Annotated in this window: 2 protein-coding genes; both read right to left on the bottom strand. The window is 75.1% G+C overall.

The genetic code is table 11. The annotated features are described in order from the left end of the window. Positions 1–14 precede the first annotated feature (14 nt). Complete coding sequence (locus tag O7628_RS23055) at positions 15–23618, bottom strand: type I polyketide synthase (RefSeq protein WP_278133568.1); 23604 nt, start codon at positions 23616–23618, stop codon at positions 15–17. A gap of 243 nt (positions 23619–23861) precedes the next feature. Beyond that, a complete protein-coding gene (locus tag O7628_RS23050) occupies positions 23862–24719 on the bottom strand; it encodes a metallophosphoesterase (RefSeq protein ID WP_278133566.1) in 858 nt (285 codons plus the stop codon). Positions 24720–24997: the final 278 nt, after the last annotated feature.

Raw genomic sequence — 24997 nt, 5'->3', positions numbered from 1 at the left:
TACGTGGGCCAAGGTCAGGACTCGGAGCCGTCGAGCGCCAGCCTGATGAGGGTGTCGGCGTCCATCTCGTCGATGTCGACGTCCCCGCCGCCGGGGGCGGGCTCGGTGTCGTCGCCGTCGGTGAGCTTGAGCAGCAGGTCGAGGAGACCGGCCTCGCGGATGCGGGCCAGCGGGATGGTGGCCAGGGCCTGACGCACCGCCGTCTCGGCCGGGTCGGCCGCCTCCTCCCGCTGCGCCTCGGGGAGCAGCGCGGTGAGCAGGTGGTCGGCCACGGCGGCCGGGTCGGGGTGGTCGAAGACGAGCGTGGTGGGCAGGGGCAGGCCGGTGGCCCGGGTGAGCCGGTTGCGCAGCTCCACGGCGGTCAGCGAGTCGAAGCCGAGCTCCTTGAACGCCCGCCGTGGCTTGACCCGCTCCGGGCCGGGGTGGCCGAGGACGGCGGCGGCCTCCGCGCGGACCAGGTCGGTGAGGTGCCGGTCCTGCTCGTCGCGGGGCAGGGCGCGCAGCCGGTCCCGCAGGGCCTGCCCGCCGTCGGCCGGCGCGGCGTCGTCGTCGGGGCGTTCGGCGGGTCGCGCCTCGGGCAGGTCGGCCAGCAGCGGCCGGGGCCGCGCCGACGCGTACGCCGGGGCGAACGTCGCCCAGTCGACGTCGGCGACGGTGAGGCAGGCCCGCCCGCGCCCGACGGCGACCCGCAGGGCGTGCACGGCGTCGGCCGGGGACATCGCCCGCAGCCCGCGCCGGGCCAGTTCCCGCTGGGCGTCGTCGGTGGCCATCCCGCCGTCGGCCCACGGCCCCCACGCCACGGAGGTGGCGGCGAGTCCCCGGGCGCGGCGGCGCTCGGCGAGCGCGTCGAGCCAGGCGTTGCCGGCCGCGTAGCCGGCCTGCCCGCCGCTGCCCCAGATCCCGGCGATGGACGCGAACAGCACGAACGCGTCGAGCGGCCGGTCGCCGAGCAGCTCGTCGAGGTGCGCCGCCCCGGCGGCCTTGCCGGTCAGCACCCCGGCGAGCCGGCCGAGGTCGGTGTCGACGAGCGGGGCCACGTCGTTGAGGCCGGCGGCGTGCACCACGGCGGTCAGCGGGGCCGGGTCGGCGTCGACGCGGGCGAGCAGCGCGGCGACCGCGTCCCGGTCGGCCACGTCGCAGGCGGCGACGGTGACCCGTACGCCGAGGGCGGTCAGCTCGTCGCACAGCTCCGCCGCGCCCGGCGCGTCCTCGCCGCGCCGGCTGGTCAGCACCAGGTGTTCGGCCCCGTTGCCGGCGGCCCAGCGGGCCACGTGCGCGCCGAGCGCGCCGGTGCCGCCGGTGACGAGCACGGTGCCGGAGGGCCGCCACCGGTCGGCCGCCGCCGCGTCGGCGGGGGTGGCCCGGGTCAGCCGGCGCGCGTACACGCCGGTGGGCCGCACGGCGAGCTGGTCCTCGTCGCCGGCGGCGGTGAGGGCCGCCGCGATCCGGGCGGGGTCGACGCGGCTGGCGCTACCGACGCGGTCGACGCGGGCAGCGGGGTCGGCTTCGGCGGCGGGCAGGTCGAGCAGGCCGACCCGGAGCTGCGGCAGCTCCAGGCCGGCGACGCGGCCGAGGCCCCACAGTCCGCCCTGGGCGGCGCTGCGGACGGCGTCGCCGTCGCCGGTGCCGACCGCGCCCCGCGTCACGCACCACAGGGCCGTGCTCGCCCCGGTGTCGTGCAGGGCCTGCGCCAGCGCCAGCGTGGCCGCCGTGCCGACGGGCACGGCCGGGTGCTGCGGGTGCGGGTCGTCGGCCAGGCCGAGCAGGGAGACGACGCCGGTGATGGGCCCGTCGGCGAGCGCGGCGGTGAGCCGCCGGGCCAGGCCGCCCCGGGTGGCGGTGGCCGGGTCGGCGGGCAGCCGCCGCACGTCCGCGCCGGCCGAGGCGAGCGCGGCGGCGACGTCGTCGGCGGTGTCGCCGTCGGGCCCGACGAGCAGCCAGCCGCCGGCCGTCACCGGGGGGTCGCCCAGATCGATCCGCCGCCACCCGACCTGGTACGACCAGCCGTTCACCGCCGCGTCCCGGGTGCGGGCCCGTCGCCAGGTGGTGAGGGCGGGCAGGGCCGGGGCGAGGGCGTCGAGGGCGGTGTCATCGCCGAGTTGGGTGGCGAGGGCGGTCAGGTCGCCGCGTTCGACGGCGGCCCAGAACTCGGCGTCCCCGCCACCGTCGGTGTCCTTGCGGGGGCGCGGCAGAGCTTCGGGCCAGAACCGCTGGTGCTGGAACGCATACGTCGGCAGGTCCACCCGCCGCGCCCCCGTGCCGGCGAACCACTGCCGCCACGACACCGGAACCCCACCGACGTGCAACTCCGCCAAGGCCGCGAGCAGCCCGGTCGCCTCCGGCCGGTCCCGACGCTGCACGGCTACCGTCAGCACACCCTCGTCACCCGGCAGCACGTCGGCCGCCAAGGCCGTCAACACGCTCTGCGGTCCCACCTCCAGGAACGTGTCCACACCGGCCTTGCGCAGCACGGTCACCCCGTCGGCGAACCGGACCGCCTCGCGGACGTGCCGCACCCAGTAATCCGGGGTACGGATCTCGTCGGCGTCGGCCAGGGCCCCGGTCAGGTTCGACACCACCGGCAGCAACGGCGCGGCGAAGGCGAGCGTCTCCAGGATCGCCCGGAACTCGGCCAGCATCGGCTCCATCAACGGACTGTGGAACGCGTGACTCACCGCCAACCGGCGCGTCCGCGCACCCCGCTCCCGCCACACCCCCTCGACCTCGTCCAGGGCCTCAACGGCACCCGAGACGACCATGGCCGACGGGCCGTTGACGGCCGCGATCCCGACATCGGCCCGACCGGCAATCGACTCCGCCACCGCCTCCTCGGCCGCAGCCACCGCGAGCATCCCGCCCCCGGCCGGCAACGCCTGCATCAGGCGACCCCGGGCGGCCACGAGCTGACACGCGTCCGCGAGGGACAACACCCCCGCCACGTGCGCGGCCGTGATCTCACCGACCGAATGGCCGCCCACGAAGTCCGGCACCACCCCGAACGACTCCACCAGCCGGAACAGGGCCACCTCGACCGCGAACAGACCGGCCTGCGTGAAGACGGTCTGGTCGAGCAGTTCGGCCTCAGTCGTGCCCGCCTCCGCGAACAGCACCGGCTTGAGCGGCTGCGGCAGCAGCGGATCCAGGTGCGCGCACACCTCGTCCAACGCGGCGGCGAACACCGGGAACGCCGCGGACAGATCCCGACCCATCCCGGCACGCTGCGCGCCCTGACCCGAGAACAGGACCGCGAGCTGACCGCGCTGATCCGGGGCACCGACGACCACGGCCCCAGACGGCCCTCCCGCCGCCAGGGCCCGCAACGCGGCCAGCAGTTCGGCGCGGCCGGCGGCCGTCACCACCGCCCGCTGCTCCAACGCCGGGCGCGTCGTCACCGACGACCACGCCACGTCCAACGCGGCAAGCGACCCGTCACCGGCCAACCACCGGGCCCACCGACCCGCCTGCCCGACAAGAGCCCCCTCCGTGCGGGCCGACAACAGCACCGGCACCACCGGCGGCGTCACCCGCTCCACCACCACACCCTCGACAACCTCCACCGGAGGCTGCTCGATGATCACATGCGCATTCGTCCCCGAGATCCCGAACGACGACACCGCCGCCCGACGCGGCCGGTTGACGACCGGCCACGGCGTCGCCTCAGTCGCCAGCACAACCGCACCCGCAGCCCAATCGACATGCGGGGACGGCTCATCCACGTGCAGGGTCGACGGCACCACCCCATGCCGCATCGCCAACACCATCTTGATGATCCCGGCGACACCAGCCGCCGCCTGCGTGTGCCCGATGTTCGACTTGACCGACCCGAGCAGCAGCGGGGTCTCACGGTCCTGGCCATAGGTGGCCAGCAGCGCCTGCGCCTCGATCGGATCACCCAGCGTCGTGCCCGTGCCATGCGCCTCGACCGCGTCCACATCAGCCGGGGTCAGCCGCGCGTTGGCCAGAGCCTGCCGGATCACCCGCTGCTGCGAGGGGCCGTTCGGGGCGGTGAGGCCGTTCGACGCACCGTCCTGGTTGACGGCCGTACCCCGCACCACGGCGAGGACCCGGTGCCCGTTACGCCGGGCGTCCGACAGCCGCTCAACGAGCAGCATCCCGACGCCCTCCGACCAACCCGTCCCATCAGCGGCGGCAGCGAACGACTTGCACCGCCCGTCGGGGGACAGCCCTCGCTGCCGGGAGAAGCCGACGAACGCGCTCGGCGTGGCCATCACGGTGACGCCGCCGGCCAGGGCCAGGTCGCACTCCCCCGACCGCAGCGCCTGCGCCGCCAGGTGCAGCGCGACCAGGGACGACGAGCACGCCGTGTCCACGGTCACCGCCGGCCCCTCCAGGCCGAACACGTACGCGACCCGGCCGGAGGCGACGCTGCCGGCGGTGCCGTTGACGAGGTACCCCTCCAGTTCCTCCGATGCCGCCAGGCGGCCCGCATAGTCGTGGTGGATCAGGCCGGCGAAGACGCCGGTGGTGGCCTTCGTGTGGCGCGGGTCGATGCCGGCGTGTTCGAACGCCTCCCACGACGTCTCCAGCAGCAACCGCTGCTGCGGATCCATCGCCAGGGCCTCACGAGGACTGATCCCGAAGAACCCCGGGTCGAACTCCGCCGCCTCGTACAGGAAACCACCCTGCCGCGTCGTCGACGTCCCCGCCCGATCCGCATCCGGGTCATACAACGCGTCGAGATCCCAACCCCGATCCCCCGGGAAACCACCGATCGCATCCCCACCCGACGCCACCAGGTCCCACAACTGCTCGGGGCTGGACACCCCACCCGGGAACCGACACGACATCCCGACGATGGCGATCGGGTCGTCGTCGTCCCGGGCGACGGCACGGGTGGTGGCGGTCGGCGCGGCGGAGTGGCCGAGTTGCTCGTGCAGGTGCTCGGCGAGGCGTTCCGGCGTCGGATAGTCGAACACCAACGTCGCCGTCAACCGCAACCCCGTCGCCGACGCCAACCGGTTACGCAACTCCACCGACGTCAACGAGTCGAACCCGAGCTCCTTGAACGCCCGCCCACCCGCAACCGCCTGCGCCGACGCATGCCCCAGCACCGCCGCCGCCTGACCGCACACCAGATCCACCAACAACCGACGCGCCTCGTCCTGCGAAAGCCCGACCAGCCGCTCGGACCAGCCCGTGCCGGCCCCGGCCTGCCCGGCGCGTGCCTGGCGGCGCGGCCCGGTCCGGGCCAGCAGCCGGACGATCGGCGGGACCTGGCCGGCGTCGCCGGTGACCCGCAGCCGGGCGGCGACCACCGCCGCCCGGGGCCCGGCGGTGGCGGCGTCGAGGAGGGCGGCACCCTCGTCGGCGGTGAGGCCGGTCATGCCGAGCCGGCCCAGGCGCTGCCGGTCGTCGGCGCCGAGCTGAGCGGTCATCCCGCCCGTGGCCCACATGCCCCAGCCGATGCTGGTCGCCGGCAGCCCGATGGCGCGGCGGTGCTGGGCGAGGGCGTCGAGGAACGCGTTCGCCGCCGCGTAGTTGCCCTGACCCGGCGAACCCAACGTCGCCGCGATCGACGAGAACACCACGAACGCCGACAGATCCAGATCCGCCGTCGCCTCGTGCAACGCCCACGCGCCGTCCACCTTCGGCCCCATGACCGTGGCCACACCGTCGGCGGACAGGGAGCCGATCGTCGCGTCGGCGATCACCCCGGCCGTGTGGATGACGGCGGTCAGCGGATGCGCCGGATCGATCCCGGCCACCAGGCCCGCCACCTGTCCTGCGTCGGCCACGTCCACCGACACCGCGGTGACCTGAGCACCCGCCCCGGTCAGCTCCGCCACCAACGCCGCATAGTCGGAACCCTCCACCGGCAACCGACGCGACGCCAACACCAACCGACGAGCCTGACCCGAGGCGACCAGATGCCGCGCCACCACCCCGGCCAGCGTCCCGGACGCACCCGTGACCAGCGTCGTGCCGTCCGGATCCACCGCAGCCGGGACCGTCAGCATCACCTTGCCCACGTGCCGGGCCTGGCTCAGGTGCCGCAACGCCTGCCGGGCCTGCCGCACATCCCACACCCGCACCGGCAACGGCGACAGCGCACCACTCTCGAACAACGCCAACAGCTCGCCGAGCATCTGCCCGATCCGCTCGCCGCCCGCCTCGTTCAGGTCGAACGCCCGGTAGGCAACCCCCGGATGCTCCGCCGCCACGACGGCGGCATCACGTACGTCGGTCTTGCCCATCTCGACGAACCGGCCACCACGCGGCAACAACCGCAACGACGCATCCACAAACTCACCCGCAAGCGCATCCAGGACCACATCCACCCCGGCACCACCGGAAGCGGACGCGAACACCTGCTCGAACTCCGTCGACCGCGACGAACCGATCCGCCCCGGAGCCACCCCCAACTCCCGCAGCGTCCCCCACTTGCCGGGGCTCGCGGTCGCGTAGACGGTCGCGCCGAAGTGGTGGGCGAGCTGGATCGCCGCCATGCCGACGCCACCCGCACCCGAGTGGACCAACACCGACTCACCCGACCGCAACCCCGCCAGATCGTGCAACGCGTAATACGCCGTCAGGAACACCACCGGCACCGACGCCGCCTCGACAAACGACCACCCCGACGGCACCCGCGCCACCCGCAACCGCTGCGCCACCACCTCCGGCCCAAACCCAGGCTCGAACAGGCCGAACACCCGATCACCCGGGATCAGGTCATCCACACCCGGGCCGACCTCCACCACCACACCCGCACCCTCACTACCCATCACCGCCGACGGATCCGGATACATCCCCAACGCGATGAGGACGTCGCGGAAGTTCACGCCGGTGGCGCGTACCGCGATGCGGACCTCGCCGGGCGCGAGGGCGGCCGGGGCGGCGGCGACGATCTCGACGCCGTCGAGCGTGCCGGGGCGCACCGCGGCGACGTGCCACGCACGGTCCGCCGGCGGGGTCAGCTCCGCGCCCGGCTGACGCACGAGCCGGGGTACGCACACCGCGTCGCCCCGCAGCACGAGCTGGCCGCCGACGGTGGACGGGTCGGCCGCGACGGTCGCCAGGACGGCGAGCGCCTGCGGGCCGACGGCCTCGTCGGTGTCGGCGAGCACGATGCGGTCCGGGTGCTCCGACTGCGCCGAACGCAACAGACCCCACACCGCCGCACCCGCCAGATCGGACACCCGGTCCTCATCCCGCGCCACCACGGCACCCCGGGTCACCACCACCAACCGCGAATCGGCGAGGGCGTCGGCGGCAAGCCACCCCTGCACCACACCCAACACACCCGCGACGACATCCCGCACCGCGTCCGGCACCGCGGCCCCCGCAGCGCCGACGGGCAGCAGCACGAAAGCCGGGGCGGGCCGCCCCGCCTCCACCGCCGCCACCAGCGCCGACACGTCCGCGAAAGCGGGCACGGCGTCGGGCAGGCCGGCATCGCCGAGCGCCACCCAGCCGGATCCGTCGGCGGCGGGGACGACGTCCTGCGGCTGCCAGGTCACCTCGAACAGGGAACGGTCGGCGGCGCTGGGCGCGGCGACGCCGGTCAGCTCCCGCAGGACGAGGGAGTCGACGGAGACGACCGGCGCACCGGACCCGTCGACCGCGACGAGCCGCACCCCGGAGCCGGCGCGGCTCAGCCGCACCCGCAGCGCGCGGGCACCGGCGGCGTGCACCTGCACACCGGTGAACGCGAACGGCACCCGGGGCCCGGTGCCGGCGTCGAGCAGGCCGATCGGGTGCAGGGCGGCGTCCAGCAACGCCGGGTGCACCCCGAAGCCGGTCACGCCACCGGCCTCCGCGTCGGGCAGGGCCACCTCGGCACACAGCTCGCCGTCGCCCGTCCACACCCGCCGGAGCCCCTGGAACACCGGCCCGTACGCCAGCCCGTGCCCGACGAGCGCGTCGTACCAACCGGACAGGTCCACCTCGGACATGCCGACCGGCGGCCACGCCCCCACGGTCGGTTCCTCGGCCACGGCCGGCTCCAGCACGCCGTCCGCGTGCCGGACCCACTCCGCGTCCGCATCCTCGTCGGGCTGGGAATGCACGGCCACGTCCCGGCCGCCGCTGTCGTCGGCCGCGCCGACGCGCACCTGCACCCGCACCCCACCGGAGACCGGGAGGGTCAGCGGCGCGGCGATGGTCAGCTCCCGCACCCGCGACGCACCCACCTCGTCGCCCGCCCGCACCACCAACTCCACCAACGCCGCACCCGGCACCACCACCGCACCGGCAACCACGTGATCGGCCAACCACGGATGCGTCGACACCGACAACCGACCCGACAACACGATCTCGTCGTCACCGGCCAGGCGCACCGCCGCGCCGAGCAGCGGATGCCCCGGGGCGGCGAGCCCCGCCCCCGACACGTCGCCGGCCCGCCAGGCCGCCGCGTCGGGCCAGTACCGCTGCCGCTGGAACGGGTACGTCGGCAGGTCCAGCGGGCGCACGGCCGTGCCGCCGCCGGTGAGGGCGGCCCAGTCGACGGGCACGCCGGCCGCGTACGCCTCGGCGAGGGCCGCGAGCAGCGCGGACGCCTCGGTGCGGCCCCGGCGCAGGGTCGGCACGACCACCGGCCCGGCGGTGTCCGCGTCGCCGGCGAGGCAGTCGGAGATCATGCCGGCGAGCACCCCGTCGGGCCCGACCTCCAGGTACGTGCCGACGTGGCGCTGCCGCAGGTAGGCGATCCCGTCGGCGAAACGGACGGCCTCCCGGACGTGCCGCACCCAGTACCCGGGGTCGCACAGCTCGTCCGGGTCGGCGGCCACGCCGGTCAGGTTGGACACGACGGGCAGCGTCGGCGGCTGGAAGGTGAGCCCGTCGAGGACGGCCCGGAACCCGGCCAGCATCGGTTCCATGAGCGGGCTGTGGAAGGCGTGGCTGACCCGCAGCCGGCGGGTGCGTACGCCCCGGTTCCGCCAGTCGGCCTCGACGGCGTCGAGGGCGTCGGCGGCGCCGGAGACGACGACGGCCGTCGGCCCGTTGACGGCGGCGATCCCGAGCCGGTCGGTCAGGCCCCCGATGGAGGCGCGGACGTCGGCCTCGGCAGCGGCGACGGCGAGCATGCCGCCCCCGGCGGGCAGCGCCTGCATGAGCCGGCCCCGGGCGGCGACCAGCGCGCAGGCGTCGGCGAGGGACAGCACCCCGGCGACGTGCGCGGCGGTGATCTCGCCGACGGAGTGGCCGCCCACGAGGTCGGGGACGACCCCGAACGACTCGACGAGGCGGTAGAGGGCCACCTCGACGGCGAAGAGGCCGGCCTGGGTGAACACCGTCTGGTCGAGCAGCTCCGCGTCGGGGGAGCCTTCGGTGGCGAACAGCACGTCGCGCAGCGGGCGGGGCAGCAGCGGGTCGAGGTGTCGGCAGGCGTCGTCGAGCGCGGCGGCGAACGCGGGGAACGCCCCGTACGCCTCCCGGCCCATGCCGGGGCGTTGCGCGCCCTGGCCGGAGAAGAGGACGGCGAGCCGGCCGGGTCGGACGGTGCCCCGGACGACGACGGACGACGGCTCGGCGGCGGCGACGGCGGCCAGGCCGGCGAGGAGGCTCTGCCGGTCGCGGGGCAGCAGCACCGCGCGGTGTTCGAACGCGGACCGGCCGGTGGCGAGGGCGTGACCGAGGTCGGGCAGGCCGACGGCCGGGTTCTCCCCCAGCCAGTTGCTCAGCCGGCGGGCCTGCTCGGCCAGGGCGTCGCCGGTGCGGGCGGAGAGCACGCAGGGCGTGGTGAGGTCGCCGGTGGTGACGGCGGCGGGGACGGTCACGGTCGGCGCGGGCGTCGCCTCGGGGGCCGCTTCCAGGATGGTGTGGACGTTGGTGCCGGAGATGCCGAACGACGACACGGCGGCGCGGCGCGGCCGGTCCACCTCGGGCCAGGGACGCGGCTCGGCGAGCAGCGAGACGGCCCCGGCCGACCAGTCGATGTGCTCCGACGGGGTGTCGACGTGCAGGGTGGCGGGGAGCTGGCCGTGCCGCATCGCCATGACCATCTTGATCACCCCGGCGACGCCGGCGGCGGCCTGGGCGTGGCCGATGTTCGACTTGATCGAGCCGAGCAGCAGCGGCCGGTCGGCGGGCCGGTCCTGCCCGTACGTGGCCAGCAGCGCCTGCGCCTCGATCGGGTCGCCGAGCGCCGTGCCGGTGCCGTGGGCCTCGACGGCGTCCACGTCGGCGGTGGTGAGGCCCGCGTTGGCGAGGGCCTGCCGGATGACGCGCTGCTGCGCCGGCCCGTTGGGGGCGGTGAGGCCGCTGCTGGCCCCGTCCTGGTTGACGGCGCTGCCCCGGACGACGGCGAGGACGCGGTGGCCGTTGCGTTGGGCGTCGGAGAGCCGTTCCAGCAGCAGCATGCCGACGCCCTCGGCGAAGCCGGTGCCGTTGGCGCCCGCGCCGAACGCCCGGCACCGCCCGTCGGGCGACAGGCCGCGCTGGCGGGAGAACTCGGCGAGCATGCCGGGGGTGGACATGACGCTGACCCCGCCGGCCAGGGCGAGCTGGCACTCGTTCTGCCGCAGCGCCTGGGCGGCCAGGTGCAGGGCGACCAGCGACGACGAGCAGGCGGTGTCGACGGTGACGGCGGGGCCTTCGAGGCCGAACAGGTAGGAGATGCGGCCGGAGGCGACGCTGCCGGCGCTGCCGTTGCCGACGTACCCGTCGAGCTCGTCGGACGTGCCGAGGGCCTTGCCGGCGTAGTCGTGGTAGATGAGGCCGACGTAGACGCCGGTGCTGCTGCCCCGGGCGGTCAGCGGGTCGATGCCGGCCCGTTCGAACGCCTCCCAGGACGTTTCCAGCAGCAGCCGCTGCTGCGGGTCCATGGCGAGCGCCTCGCGCGGCGAGATGCCGAAGAAGGCGGCGTCGAAGTCGGCGGCGTCGTAGAGGAACCCGCCGCGCTGCGGGGTGGCCGTGTCGGTGCCGGCGTCGCCGCTCAGGTCGGCGAGGTCCCAGCCCCGGTCGGTGGGGAAGGGCGCGATGACGTCCGCGCCGGCGGTGACGAGGTCCCACAGTTGTTCGGGGGTGCGCACGTCGCCGGGGAAGCGGCAGGCCATGCCGACGATCGCGATGGGCTCGTCGACGCCGGTCGCGGCGGCAGCGGCGGGGGCCGGCGCGGGGGCGGCCCGGCCGCCGACCTCCCGGTCGAGGAAGTCGGCGAGCACGGCGGGCGTCGGGTAGTCGAAGGCGACGGTGGCGGGCAGCCGCAGCCCGGTGGCGGCGGCGAGCCGGTTGCGCAGCTCGACGGAGGTGAGCGAGTCGAAGCCGAGTTCCTTGAACGGCCGCTGCGGGTCGACGGTGTCGGCGGAGCGGTGGCCGAGCACGGCGGCCGCGGCGCCGGCGACGAGGTCGAGGAGCTGGCCGCGTCGATCGGCGGGGCTGAGGGCGGCGAGCCGCTCGCCCAGCGACAGGTCGGCGGCGGCCCGGGTCGCCGCCCGCCGCCGGGCGTGGGGCTGGCGCACGAGGTCGCGCAGCAGCGCGGGGACCGGTCCGCCCGTGGCCGCCGGCACCTTCATGAGTACGAGGTGCGCGCCGCCGTGCCGCTGCGCGGCGTCCAGGAGCGCGAGACCCTCGGCGTCGGTGAGCGGGGAGCTGCCGGCGCGGATGGCGCGCCGGTGCTCGGTGGCGTCGAGGTGGGCGGTCATCGCGCTGGTGATGGCCCAGAGCCCCCAGGCGAGGCTGGCCGCCGGCAGGCCCCGGCTGCGGCGGTGCTGGGCGAGGGCGTCCAGGAACGCGTTCGCCGCCGCATAGTTGCCCTGACCCGGCGAACCCAACGTCGCCGCGATCGACGAGAACACCACGAACGCCGACAGATCCAGATCCGCCGTCGCCTCGTGCAACGCCCACGCGCCGTCGACCTTCGGCCCCATGACCGTGGCCACGCCGTCGGCGGACAGGGAGCCGATCGTCGCGTCGGCGATCACCCCGGCCGTGTGGATGACGGCGGTCAGCGGATGCGCCGGGTCGATCCCGGCCACCAGGCCCGCCACCTGCGCCGGGTCGGCGACGTCCACCGACACGGCCGTGACCTGAGCACCGGCATCCGTCAGCTCCGCCACCAACGCCGCATAGTCGGAACCCTCGACCGGCAACCGACGCGACGCCAACACCAACCGACGGCTCTGGCCCGTCGCGACCAGATGCCGCGCCACCACCCCGGCAAGGGTGCCCGACGCGCCCGTGACCAGGGTCGTGCCCTCGGCATCGGCGGGCACCGGCACGGTCAGCACGACCTTGCCCACGTGCCTCGCCTGGCTCAGGTGCCGCAACGCCTGCCGGGCCTGCCGCACGTCCCACACCCGCACCGGCAACGGCGACAACACACCCCGCTCGAACAACGCCAACAGCTCGCCGAGCATCTGCCCGATGCGTTCGCCGCCTGCGGCGTTCAGCTCGAACGCCTGGTACGTCACGCCGGGGTGTTGGCGGGCGACCAGTTCCGGGTCGCGTACGTCGGTCTTGCCCATCTCGACGAACCGGCCGCCACGCGGCAACAACCGCAACGACGCATCCACGAACTCACCCGCAAGGGCGTCGAGGACCACATCCACACCCGCGCCACCCGACGCCGAGGAGAACACCGCCTCGAACTCCGTCGACCGCGACGACGCGATCCGCTCCGGAGCCACCCCCAACTCCCGCAACGTCCCCCACTTGCCCGGACTGGCAGTCGCATAGACCGTCGCGCCGAAGTGGTGGGCGAGCTGGATCGCCGCCATCCCCACGCCACCCGCACCCGAGTGGACCAACACAGACTCACCCGACCGCAACCCCGCCAGATCGTGCAACGCGTAAAACGCCGTCAGGAACACCACCGGCACCGACGCCGCCTCGACAAACGACCACCCCGACGGCACCCGCGCCACCCGCAACCGCTGCGCCACCACCTCCGGCCCGAACCCAGGCTCGAACAACCCGAACACCCGATCACCCGGGATCAGATCATCCACACCCGGGCCGACCTCCACCACCACACCCGCACCCTCACTACCCATCACCGCCGACGGATCCGGATACATCCCCAACGCGATCAACACATCGCGGAAGTTCACCCCGGCCGCCCGCACCGCGATGCGGACCTGGCCCGGGGCGAGGGGCTGGGCGGTGCCGGGCAGCAGGTCGACGCCGTCGATCGTGCCGGGGGCGACGGCGGCCACGTGCCACAGGTCGCCCTGCGGGGTGAGGGCGTCACCGGCGGGCCGGGTGACCCGGGGCGTGAGGACGGCGCCGGCCCGGACGGCGAGCTGACCGCCGGTGGGGGCGGGGTCGGCGGCCACCGCCGCGAGCAGCGCCACCGCGTCGGCGTCCAACGGACCGTCGAGGTCGGCGAGCACGATGCGGTCGGGGTGCTCCGACTGCGCCGAACGCAACAGACCCCACACCGCCGCACCCGCCAGGTCGGTCACCCGGTCGCCGGGCAGGACCGCCACGGCGTCGCGGGTCGTCACGGCGAGCTTCGTGTCGGCGAGTGCGGCGGAGGCCAGCCACGCCTGGACGGCCCCGAGGGCGTCCGACGTCGCGGCCCGGACCAGGCCGGGCAGGTCGTCGCCGGAGGGCCGGCCCGGGGTGCTCCCGGGGACCCGGTCCGGGGCGGAGCCGGCGTCGCCGGCCGCGCCCGGGCCGACGGGCAACAGGACGAGGCCCGGCGCGGGCCGTCCCGCCTCGACGGCCGCCACCAACGCCGCCACGTCCGGGTACGCCGGCACGTCGCCGGGCAGGTCGACCTCGCCGAGCGCCACCGCGCCCGACACGTCGGCGGCCGGGGTCACGTCCTCGGCGCGCCAGGTGAGTTCGAACACCGACCGGTCGGCGGCGCTGGGCGCGGCGACGCCGGTCAGTTCCCGCAGGACGAGGGAGTCGACCGAGACGACCGGCGATCCGGACCCGTCGACCGCGACCAGCCGCACCCCGGAACCGGCACGGCTCAGCCGCACCCGCAACACCGACGCACCGGCGGCGTGCACCTGCACACCGCTGAACGCGAACGGCACCCGGGGGCCCGACGTCTCCTGCTCCGACAGCAGTCCGATCGGGTGCAGGGCGGCGTCCAGCAACGCCGGGTGCACCCCGAACCGGCCGGCGCTCTCGGCGGCGTCGTCGGGCAGGGCCACCTCGGCGTACACGTCGCCGTCGGTGCCGGTCCACACCCGGCGCAGCCCCTGGAACACCGGCCCGTACGCCAGCCCGTGCCCGACGAGCGCGTCGTACCAACCGGACAGGTCCACCTCGGACGTGCCGACCGGCGGCCACTGCCCCACCACCGGCTCCTCGGCCACGGCCGGCTCCAGCACCCCATCGGCGTGCCGCACCCACTCCGCATCCGCATCCTCGCCGGGCTGGGCGTGCACCGTCACCTCACGGGCACCGGCACCGTCGGCCGCACCGACCCGCACCTGCACCCGCACCGCCTCGGAGGCCGGCAACGTCAACGGCGCGGCGAGCGTCAACTCCCGCACCCGCGACGCACCCACCTCGTCGCCCGCCCGCACCACCAACTCCACCAGCGCCGCACCCGGCACCACCACCGCACCGGCAACCACGTGATCGGCCAACCACGGATGCGTCGACACCGACAGCCGACCGGTCAGCACCACCTCGTCGTCACCGGCCAGGCGCACCGCCGCACCGAGCAGCGGATGCCCCGCCACACCCAGACCGGCAGCCGACACGTCACCCACCTGCCACGTGCCCACCTCGGGCCAGAACCGCTCCCGCTGGAACGCGTACGTCGGCAGGTCCACCCGGGACGCGCCGGTGTCGGCGAGGACGGCGGCCCAGTCGACCGGCACGCCGGCCGTGTGCAGGTCGCCGAGCGCGGCGAGGAACTGGCGGGGTCCGTGCTCGTCGCGGCGCAGCGAACCGACCACGACGCCGGGCTGGCCGGCGGCGGCCCGGTCGAGGGCGTCCTGCACCACCACCTTGAGCACGGGGTGGGGGCTGGCCTCGACGAACGTGCGGTAGCCGGCGGCGATCAGCGCGTCCACGACGGGGGCGAGGCGCACCGGTTCGCGCAGGTTCCGGTACCAGTAGTCGGCGTCCAGCTCGACGGTGTCGATGGGCTCGCCGGTGACGGTGGAGTGGAACGCCACCTCGGTGGGGTGGGCCTCGATCGTGCCGAGCGCGGCGGCCAGGTCCTCGCGGACGGCCTCGACGTGCCCGCAGTGCGACGCGTAGTCCACGGCGATACGACGGGCCCGGATGTCGCGTTCCGCGCAGGTGGCGAGCAGTTCGTCGACGGGGCCGGCGTCGCCGGACACCACGGTCACGGCGGCGCCGTTGACGGCGGCGACGGACAGGGCGCCGGCCCAGGGCGCGATGAGCTGCGCGGTGTCGGCGGCGGACAGCGGCACGGACACCATGCCGCCCAGCCCGGAGATGGCGAGCAGGCCCCGGCTGCGGGCGACGACGAGCCGCATCGCGTCGGGCAGGGTGAGCGCGCCGGCTGCGCAGGCGGCGGCGATCTCGCCCTGCGAGTGGCCGATGACGGCGTCGGGCCGGACGCCGCACGCCTTCCACACCTCGGCGAGGGAGACCATGACGGAGAACAGCAGCGGCTGGACGACGTCCACCCGGTCCATCGGCGGGGCGGCGGGCGCGCCGCGCAGGACGTCCTCGGGGTTCCAGTCGACCAGCCGGGACAGTTCCGCCGCGCACTGGTCCATCCGGTTCCGGAAGACCGGCGAGGACTCCAGCAGGTCGAGGGCCATCCCGGCCCACTGGGAGCCCTGGCCGGGGAAGACGAAGACGACCTTCGGCGTACCGTCGGGGATGCCGGCGTGGTGGTCGGCCTCGGCGACCGCGGCGAGCCCGGCCAGCGCGGAGTCCCGGTCGGCGGCCACGGTGACCTGCCGGTACGGGTGGTGGGCGCGGCCGGTGGCGAGCGAGTACGCGAGGTCGACGAGGTCGAGGGCCGGGTCGTCGGCGAGACGGGTCCGCAGCCGGGCCGCCTGGTCGCGCAGGGCGCGGGCGCTGCGGGCCGACACGAGCAGCGGTACGGCGTCGGCGGCGACCAGGCCGGGCGACGGCGTCGCCGGGCGTTCGGGGCGGGGTGCCGGGGCGGCGGCGGGGGCCTGCTCGATGATGGCGTGGGCGTTGGTGCCGCTGATGCCGAAGGAGGAGACGGCGGCGCGGCGGGGCCGGTCGACGGCCGGCCAGGGCGCGGCGTCGGTGGTGAGGGTGACGGCCCCGGAGGTCCAGTCGATGTGCGGGGACGGCTCGTCGACGTGCAGGGTCGGCGGGACGAGCCCGTGCCGCATCGCCATGACCATCTTGATCACCCCGGCGACGCCGGCGGCGGCCTGGGTGTGCCCGATGTTCGACTTGATCGAGCCGAGCAGCAGCGGCCGGTCGGCGGGCCGGTCCTGCCCGTACGTGGCCAGCAGCGCCTGCGCCTCGATCGGGTCGCCGAGGGTCGTGCCGGTGCCGTGGGCCTCGACGGCGTCCACGTCGGCCGGGGTGAGTCGCGCGTTGGCGAGGGCCTGCCGGATGACGCGCTGCTGCGACGGCCCGTTCGGGGCGGTCAGCCCGTTGGACGCGCCGTCGGAGTTGACGGCGCTGCCCCGCACGACGGCGAGGACCCGGTGGCCGCGCCGCCGGGCGTCGGAGAGGCGCTCGACGAGGAGGATGCCGACGCCCTCGCCCCAGCCGGTGCCGTCGGCGGCGGCGGCGAACGCCTTGCACCGGCCGTCGGGGGCGAGGCCGCCCTGGCGGGAGAACTCGGAGAACATGCCCGGCTGGGCCATCAGCGCGACGCCACCGGCGAGGGCCATGTCGCATTCGCCGGAGCGCAGCGCCTGCGCGGCGAGGTGCAGGGCCACCAGGGACGACGAGCACGCCGTGTCGACGGTGACGGCCGGGCCCTCGAAGCCGAAGGTGTAGGCGACGCGGCCGGAGGCGACGCTGCCGGCGGTGCCGGTGAGCAGGTGCCCTTCGAGCCCTTCGAGGCCGTCGCTGCCGGTGGCGGCGTAGCCGGAGGACGCGGCGCCGATGAAGACGCCGGTGCTGGTGCCGTGGCCGGTGGCGGGGTCGATGCCGGCGTGTTCGAACGCCTCCCACGACGTCTCCAGCAGCAACCGCTGCTGCGGATCCATCGCCAGGGCCTCACGAGGACTGATCCCGAAGAACCCCGGGTCGAACTCCGCCGCCTCGTACAGGAAACCACCCTGCCGCGTCGTCGACGTCCCCGCCCGATCCGCATCCGGGTCATACAACGCATCCAGGTCCCAACCCCGGTCGGCCGGGAAACCACCGATCGCATCCCCACCCGACGCCACCAGGTCCCACAACTGCTCGGGGCTCGACACCCCACCCGGGAACCGACACGACATCCCGATGATGGCGATGGGCTCGTCGGTGCCCGCCGGGCCGGCGGCGCGAGCGGCGGCCGGCGCGGCGGCGGGCGTCTCGCCCAGCCGCTCGTGCAGGTGCTCGGCCAGACGCTCCGGCGTCGGATAGTCGAACACGAGCGTCGCGGTCAGCCGCAGCCCGGTCGCCGAGGCCAGCCGGTTACGCAGCTCCACGGAGGTGAGCGAGTCGAACCCGAGTTCCTTGAACGCCCGCCCACCCGCAACCGCCTGCGCCGACGCGTGCCCCAACACCGCCGCCGCCTGACCACACACCAGATCCACCAACAACCGACGCGCCTCGTCGGGGGCGAGGCCGGCGAGGCGGTCCGCCCAGGAGGTGCCGGTGCCGCCGGTCACGCCGCCCGCCTGGCGGCGTCCGCCGGCGCGGGCGAGCAGCCGCAGGATCGGCGGGACCTGGCCGGCGTCCCCGGTGATGCGGAGGCGAGCCGCCGCGATCGCCGGCACGGCCCTGGCGGTGGCCGCGTCGAGCAGGGCCGCGCCCTCGTCCGCGGTGAGGCCGGCCATGCCGAGCCGCCGCAGGCGCTGCGCGTCGTCGCGGTCGAGGTGCGCGGTCATGGCGCTGGTGGTGGCCCACATGCCCCAGCCGATGCTGGTCGCCGGCAGCCCGATGGCGCGGCGGTGCTGGGCGAGGGCGTCCAGGAACGCGTTCGCCGCCGCATAGTTGCCCTGACCCGGCGAACCCAACGTCGCCGCGATCGACGAGAACACCACGAACGCCGACAGATCCAGATCCGCCGTCGCCTCGTGCAACGCCCACGCGCCGTCGACCTTCGGCCCCATGACCGTGGCCACGCCGTCGGCGGACAGGGAGCCGATCGTCGCGTCGGCGATCACCCCGGCCGTGTGGATGACGGCGGTCAGCGGATGCGCCGGGTCGATCCCGGCCACCAGGCCCGCCACCTGCGCCGGGTCGGCGACGTCCACCGACACCGCGGTGACCTGAGCACCCGCCCCGGTCAGCTCCGCCACCAACGCCGCATAGTCGGAACCCTCGACCGGCAGCCGACGCGACGCCAACACCAACCGACGAGCCTGACCCGAGGCGACCAGATGCCGCGCCACCACCCCGGCCAGCGTCCCGGACGCACCCGTCACCAGGGTCGTGCCGTCCGGGTCCACCGCGGCCGGGACCGTCAGCACCACCTTGCCCACGTGCCGGGCCTGGCTCAGGTGCCGCAGCGCCTGCCGGGCCTGCCGCACATCCCACACCCGCACCGGCAGCGGCCGCAGCGCACCACTCTCGAACAACGCCAACAACTCGGCCAGCATCTGCCCGATGCGCTCGCTGCCCGCCTCGTTGAGGTCGAACGCCCGGTAGGCGACCCCGGGGTGGAGCTGCGCGACCGCGTCGGCGTCGCGGATGTCGGTCTTGCCCATCTCGACGAACCGGCCACCACGCGGCAACAACCGCAACGACGCATCCACGAACTCACCCGCGAGCGCATCGAGGACCACATCCACCCCGGCACCACCGGAAGCGGACGCGAACACCTGCTCGAACTCCGTCGACCGCGACGAACCGATCCGCCCCGGAGCCACCCCCAACTCCCGCAGGGTCCCCCACTTGCCGGGACTGGCGGTCGCGTAGACGGTCGCGCCGAAGTGGTGGGCGAGCTGGATCGCCGCCATGCCGACGCCACCCGCACCCGAGTGGACCAACACCGACTCACCCGACCGCAACCCCGCCAGATCGTGCAACGCGTAGTAGGCCGTCAGGAACACCAGGGGGACGGAGGCGGCCTCGGCGTAGGACCAGCCGGCGGGGATCCGGGCCACCCGCTGCCGCTCGGCGACGACCTGCGGGCCGAAGCCCGGCTCGAACATGCCGAACACCCGGTCGCCGGGCGCGAGGCCGTCGACGCCGGGGCCGACCTCCAGCACGACGCCCGCGCCCTCGCTGCCCATCCGGGCCGCCGCGTCCGGGTACATGCCGAGCGCGATGAGGACGTCGCGGAAGTTCACGCCGGTGGCACGCACGGCGATGCGGACCTGCCCGGCCCCCAGCTTCGCGGCCGGGGCGGCGACCAGGTCGACGCCGTCGATCGTGCCGGGGGCGACGGGCGCGAGGTGCCAGAGGCCCGACGCCGGGGGCGTCAGCTCGTCGCCGGTCAGCCGCGTCAACCGGGGTACGCGCACCGCGCCCCCGCGGACGGCGAGCTGGCCCCCGGTGGGGGCGGGGTCGGCGGCCACCGCCGCGAGCAGCGCCACCGCGTCGGCGTCCAACGGACCGTCGAGGTCGGCCAGCACGATGCGGTCCGGGTGCTCCGACTGCGCCGAACGCAACAGACCCCACACCGCCGCACCCGCCAGATCGGACACGCGGTCCTCGTCCCGCGCCACCACGGCACCCCGGGTCACCACCACCAACCGCGAATCGGCGAGGACGTCGGCGCCAAGCCACCCCTGCACCACACCCAACACACCCGCAACCACATCCCGCACCGCACCCGGAACAGACCCACCGGCAACGGCAACGGGCAGCAGCACGAACGCCGGGGCGGGTAGCCCCGCCTCCACGGCCGCCACCAGCGCCGGCACGTCCGCGTACGCGGGCACGGCGTCGGGCAGGCCGGCGTCGCCGAGCGCCACCGCGCCGGACACGTCGGCGGCCGGGGTCACGTCCTCGGCGTGCCAGGTCACCTCGAACAGGGAACGGTCGGCCGCAGTCGGGGTCGGGGCGGTGCCCATCTCCCGCAGGACGAGGGAGTCGACGGAAACCACCGGCGCACCGGACTCGTCGGCGGCGACCAGCCGCACCCCGGAACCGGCGCGGCTCAGCCGCACCCGCAGCGCGCGGGCACCGGCGGCGTGCACCTGCACACCGCTGAACGCGAACGGCACCCGCGGGCCGGTGCCGGTGCCGGCGTCGAGCAGGCCGATCGGGTGCAGGGCGGCGTCCAGCAACGCCGGGTGCACCCCGAAGCCGGTCGCGTCGGCCGCCGCCTCGTCGGGCAGGGCCACTTCGGCGTACACGTCGCCGTCGGTGCCGGTCCACACCCGGCGCAGCCCCTGGAACACCGGCCCGTACGCCAGCCCGTGCTCCGCGAACGCCGGATACCAGCCGGCCAGTTCCGCCTCGGTCGCCCCGGCGGGCGGCCACACGCCGACGGTCGGCTCCTCGGCGGCGGCCGGCTCCAGCACGCCCTCGGCGTGCCGCACCCACTCCGCGTCCGGCTCGTCGTCGGGCTGGGCGTGCACCGTCACCTCACGGGCACCGGACTCGTCGGCCGACCCGACGCGCACCTGCACCCGCACCGCCTCGGAGGCCGGCAACGTCAACGGCGCGGCGATCGTCAACTCCCGCACCCGCGACGCACCCACCTCGTCGCCCGCCCGCACCACCAACTCCACCAGCGCCGCACCCGGCACCACCACCGCACCGGAGACGACATGATCGGCCAACCACGGGTGCGTCGACACCGACAGCCGACCGGTCAGCACCACCTCGTCGTCACCAGCCAGGCGCACCGCCGCACCGAGCAGCGGATGCCCCGCCACCCCCAGACCGGCAGCCGACACGTCACCCACCTGCCACGTGCCCACCTCGGGCCAGAACCGCTCCCGCTGGAACGCGTACGTCGGCAGGTCCACCCGGGACGCGCCGGTGTCGGCGAACCACGGCCGCCAGTCCACACCAACGCCGTTGACGTGCAGCTCCGCCAGCGCGGCCAGCAGAGCCGACACCTCCGGCCGATCCCGACGCTGGGCGGCCACCGCGAGCACGGAAGCCTCGGGCAGCGCCTCCGCCGTCAGCGCCGTCAACACACTCTGCGGACCCACCTCCAGGAACGTGTCCACCCCCGCCGCCCGCAACGCCGCCACCCCATCGGCGAACCGCACCGCCTCCCGCACATGCCGCACCCAGTAGTCGACACTACGAACCTCGTCAGGATCGGCCAGCCCACCGGTCACGTTCGACACCAACGGCAGCACCGGCGCGGAGAACGTCAACCTCGACAGCACCGCCCGGAACTTCTCCAGCATCGGCTCCATCAACGGACTGTGGAACGCGTGACTCACCGCCAACCGACGCGTCCGCACCCCCCGACCCCGCCACACCTCCTCCAACATGTCGAGGGCATCCACCGCACCCGACACCACCACCGACCCAGGACCGTTGACCGCCGCGACCCCCACCCGGTCGGACAACCCGTCCAGCGACGACAGCACCTCCGCCTCGGCCGCATTGACCGCCAACATCCCGCCACCGGCCGGCAACCCCTGCATCAACCGACCCCGCGCCACCACCAACGCACACGCATGCTCCAGCGACAACACCCCCGCCACATACGCCGCAACGATCTCACCAACCGAATGCCCACCCACAAAGTCCGGCACCACACCGAACGACTCCACCAACCGGAACAACGCCACCTCGACCGCAAACAACCCCGCCTGCGTGAACACCGTCGAATCCAGCAGCGCCGCCTCGGCGGAACCCTCCGAAGCGAACAGCACCGACTTCAACGGCTGCGGCAACCCACGATCCAGGTGCCCACACACCTCGTCCAACACCGACGCGAACACCGGGAACGCCGCAGACAACTCCCGACCCATCCCCGCCCGCTGCGCACCCTGACCGGAGAACAGCACCGCGAGCGGACCCCGGTCGGCGGCACGGCCGGCGACGACCGCGCCGGACGGCTCGCCCGCCGCCAGGGCGCGCAGCCCGGCGAGGAGGTCATCCCGGCCCGTGGCCGCCACCACCGCGCGGCTGTCCAGAGCGGCCCGGGAGGTGGCCGACGACCACCCCACGTCCAGAGGACGGGCATCCGGATCGGCGTCCAGCCAGGCCGCCCAGCGGCCCGCCTGCGCCGCGAGGGCGGCGGGGTGCGCGGCGGACAGCAGCACCGGCACCGCCGGCACGTCCCGGGCGGGGGCCTCGGCTGCGGTGGCGGGCTCGGGCGGCGGGGCCTGTTCCAGGACGAGGTGGGCGTTGGTGCCGCTCATGCCGAAGGCGGAGACGGCGGCGCGGCGGGGCCGCCCGGCGTCGTCGGTCCACGGGCGGGCCCGGGTGAGCAGGGTGACCGCGCCGCCGGTCCAGTCGACGTGCGGCGTGGGCTCGTCGGCGTGCAGGGTCGCCGGCAGCAGCCCGTGCCGCATGGCGAGCACCATCTTGATCACACCGGCGACCCCGGCGGCGGCCTGGGTGTGGCCGAGGTTCGACTTCAGCGAGCCGAGCCAGAGTGGCCGGTCGGCGGGCCGGTCCCTGCCGTACGTCGCGAGGAGCGCCTGCGCCTCGATCGGGTCGCCGAGCCGGGTGCCGGTGCCGTGCGCCTCGACGACGTCCACGTCCGCCGGCGTGAGCCCGGCGTTGTCGAGGGCCTGCCGGATGACGCGCTGCTGGGCGGGGCCGTTCGGCGCGGTGAGGCCGCTGCTGGCCCCGTCGGAGTTGACGGCGCTGCCCCGGATGACGGCGAGCACGGGGTGGCCGTTGCGGCGGGCGTCGGACAGCCGCTCGACGAGCACCATGCCGACGCCCTCGGCCCAGCCGGTGCCGTCGGCGTCGGCGGAGAACGCCTTGCAGCGGCCGTCGGCGGCCAGCCCCCGCTGGCGGGAGAACTCGACGAACCCGCCGGGGGTGGCCATGACGCTGACGCCGCCGGCCACGGCGAGGGTGCACTCGCCGTCGCGCAGGGCCTGACCGGCCAGGTGCAGCGCGACCAGCGACGACGAGCAGGCGGTGTCGATGGTGACGGCCGGCCCCTCCAGGCCGAACGAGTAGGCCAGCCGGCCGGAGATGACGCTGGCGGCGGTGCCGGTCAGCACGTAGCCTTCGGCGCCCTCGGGGAGGCGGCGCAGCACGGTGGCGTAGTCCTGCCCGGCGGTGCCGACGAACACGCCGGTGCGGCTGCCGCGCAGGGAGCCGGCGTCGATGCCGGCGCGTTCGAACACCTCCCAGGTGGTCTCCAGCAGCAGCCGCTGCTGCGGGTCCATCGCGAGGGCCTCGCGGGGAGAGATGCCGAACAGGGTCGGGTCGAAGTGGCCGGCGTCGTCGAGGAACCCGCCCCGGTCGCTGTACGAGGTGCCGGGGTGGTCGGGGTCCGGGTCGTACAGCCGGGCCAGGTCCCAGCCCCGGTCGGTGGGGAACGGGCCGGTCGCGTCGGTGCCGGCGGCCACGAGGTCCCACAGGTCCTCGGGGGAGCCGACGCCGCCGGGGAACCGGCACGCCATCGCGACGACGGCGATCGGTTCGGGTTCGGCGCTCTCCAGTTCCCGCAGGCGTCGGTGCGCCTGGCGGAGCTCGGTGGTCACCCACTTGAGGTGTTCGAGGAGCTTCACTTCGTCCGCCATGACCCACCCGCCCGGAGCTTGCTACCGATCGATTCCGCCGAACACTGAGGAAGCCACCACCGCACCGCCGGCCCTGGGAATCACCGGTATCCGACCCTCACCGTGAGTGGACGGTACTGAGCGCGCTACGACGGCCCAACCCCTACGGGACCCCTCATTCAGCCCCCGCGCGGCACCCTCCGGCGGGCGGATATCCGCAGGATGAGGCCGGTGGGACGGCCCCGCTCACCCGTCCGGCGGCGCTCAACGGCGGGACCGGGCGGGGGCCGGGAGGATCTGGCGGGGCCGTCCCGGCGGGGTGGCCCGGCGACGCCACTCGCGCGGGTAGCCGACCGACACCTCCTCGAACCGGACGCCGTCATACCAGGTGGTGCGGGGGATGTGCAGGTGGCCGTAGACGGCGACGCGGGTGTCGTAGCGCAGGTGCCAGTCGGCGGTCAGGTCGGTGCCGCACCACTGGGCGAACTCGGGGTAGCGCAGGATCCGGGTAGGCTCGCGGACCAGCGGGTAGTGGTTGACCAGCACGGTGGGCAACCCGCCGCGTTCCGCGTCGAGCCGCCGCTCGGTGTGGATCACCCGCGCCCGGCACCAGGCGTCCCGGCTCGGATACGGGTCGGGGTGCAGCAGGATCTCGTCGGTGCAGACCACGCCGGTCTCGTGCGCCCGCGCCAACGCCTGCTCCCGGGTGTACGTCCCCGGGGGCCGCCACGTGTAGTCGTACCCGACGAAGAGCGGGGCGATCAGGACCGGGTCCCCGCCGGGGTCCCACACCGGATACGGATCCTCCGGCGTGACCACGCCCAGGCGGCGGCACAGCGCGACGAGGTGCCGGTAGCGTTCCTCGCCGCGCAACTGGACGGTGTCGTCGCGGGGCGTCCACAGCTCGTGGTTGCCCGGCGCCCAGATCACCCTGGCGAACCGGTCGCGGAGCAGGCCGAGCGCCCACTCGACGTCCTTGGCGAACTCGCCGACGTCACCGGCGACGATCAGCCAGTCGTCGTCGTGGTCGGGGCGCAGGGCCTCGACGATGGCGCGGTTCTCCGCGTACACGACGTGCAAGTCGCTGATCGCGAGGAGTCGGCCGCCCTGGGAGCCGGTCACCGGGCACCTCCCGTGTCTGCGGGCACCCGCCCGCACCCCGCCTCCGCCCGTCCCGCGCCGGAACGGGACGGCACCCTGTCGGGCTCCGACCCTACGGAGACCGGCAGGAGCCGCCACACCCCTAGATGCACCACCGGACCCCTAGCTCCACCCTCCCCCGTCCCTCTCCCCGTCCCCCGGGAGTCTCGCCCCGGTGATCAAGAGGTTTGCGTCACCGTCGAGATCAACTTTGACGCTTTCCTCTTGATCACCGGAGCGAGGGGGCGGGGGGAGGGAGG

This window comes from Micromonospora sp. WMMD956 (assembly GCF_029626125.1).
GTDB classification, from domain to species: Bacteria; Actinomycetota; Actinomycetes; order Mycobacteriales; family Micromonosporaceae; genus Micromonospora; species Micromonospora carbonacea.
This window is presented reverse-complemented; position numbering and strand designations above follow the sequence as displayed.

Bases quoted from the DNA above. Each gene is read 5' to 3' on its own strand.
- O7628_RS23055 (WP_278133568.1), bottom strand. From the start codon at position 23,618: ATGGCGGACGAAGTGAAGCTCCTCGAACACCTCAAGTGGGTGACCACC.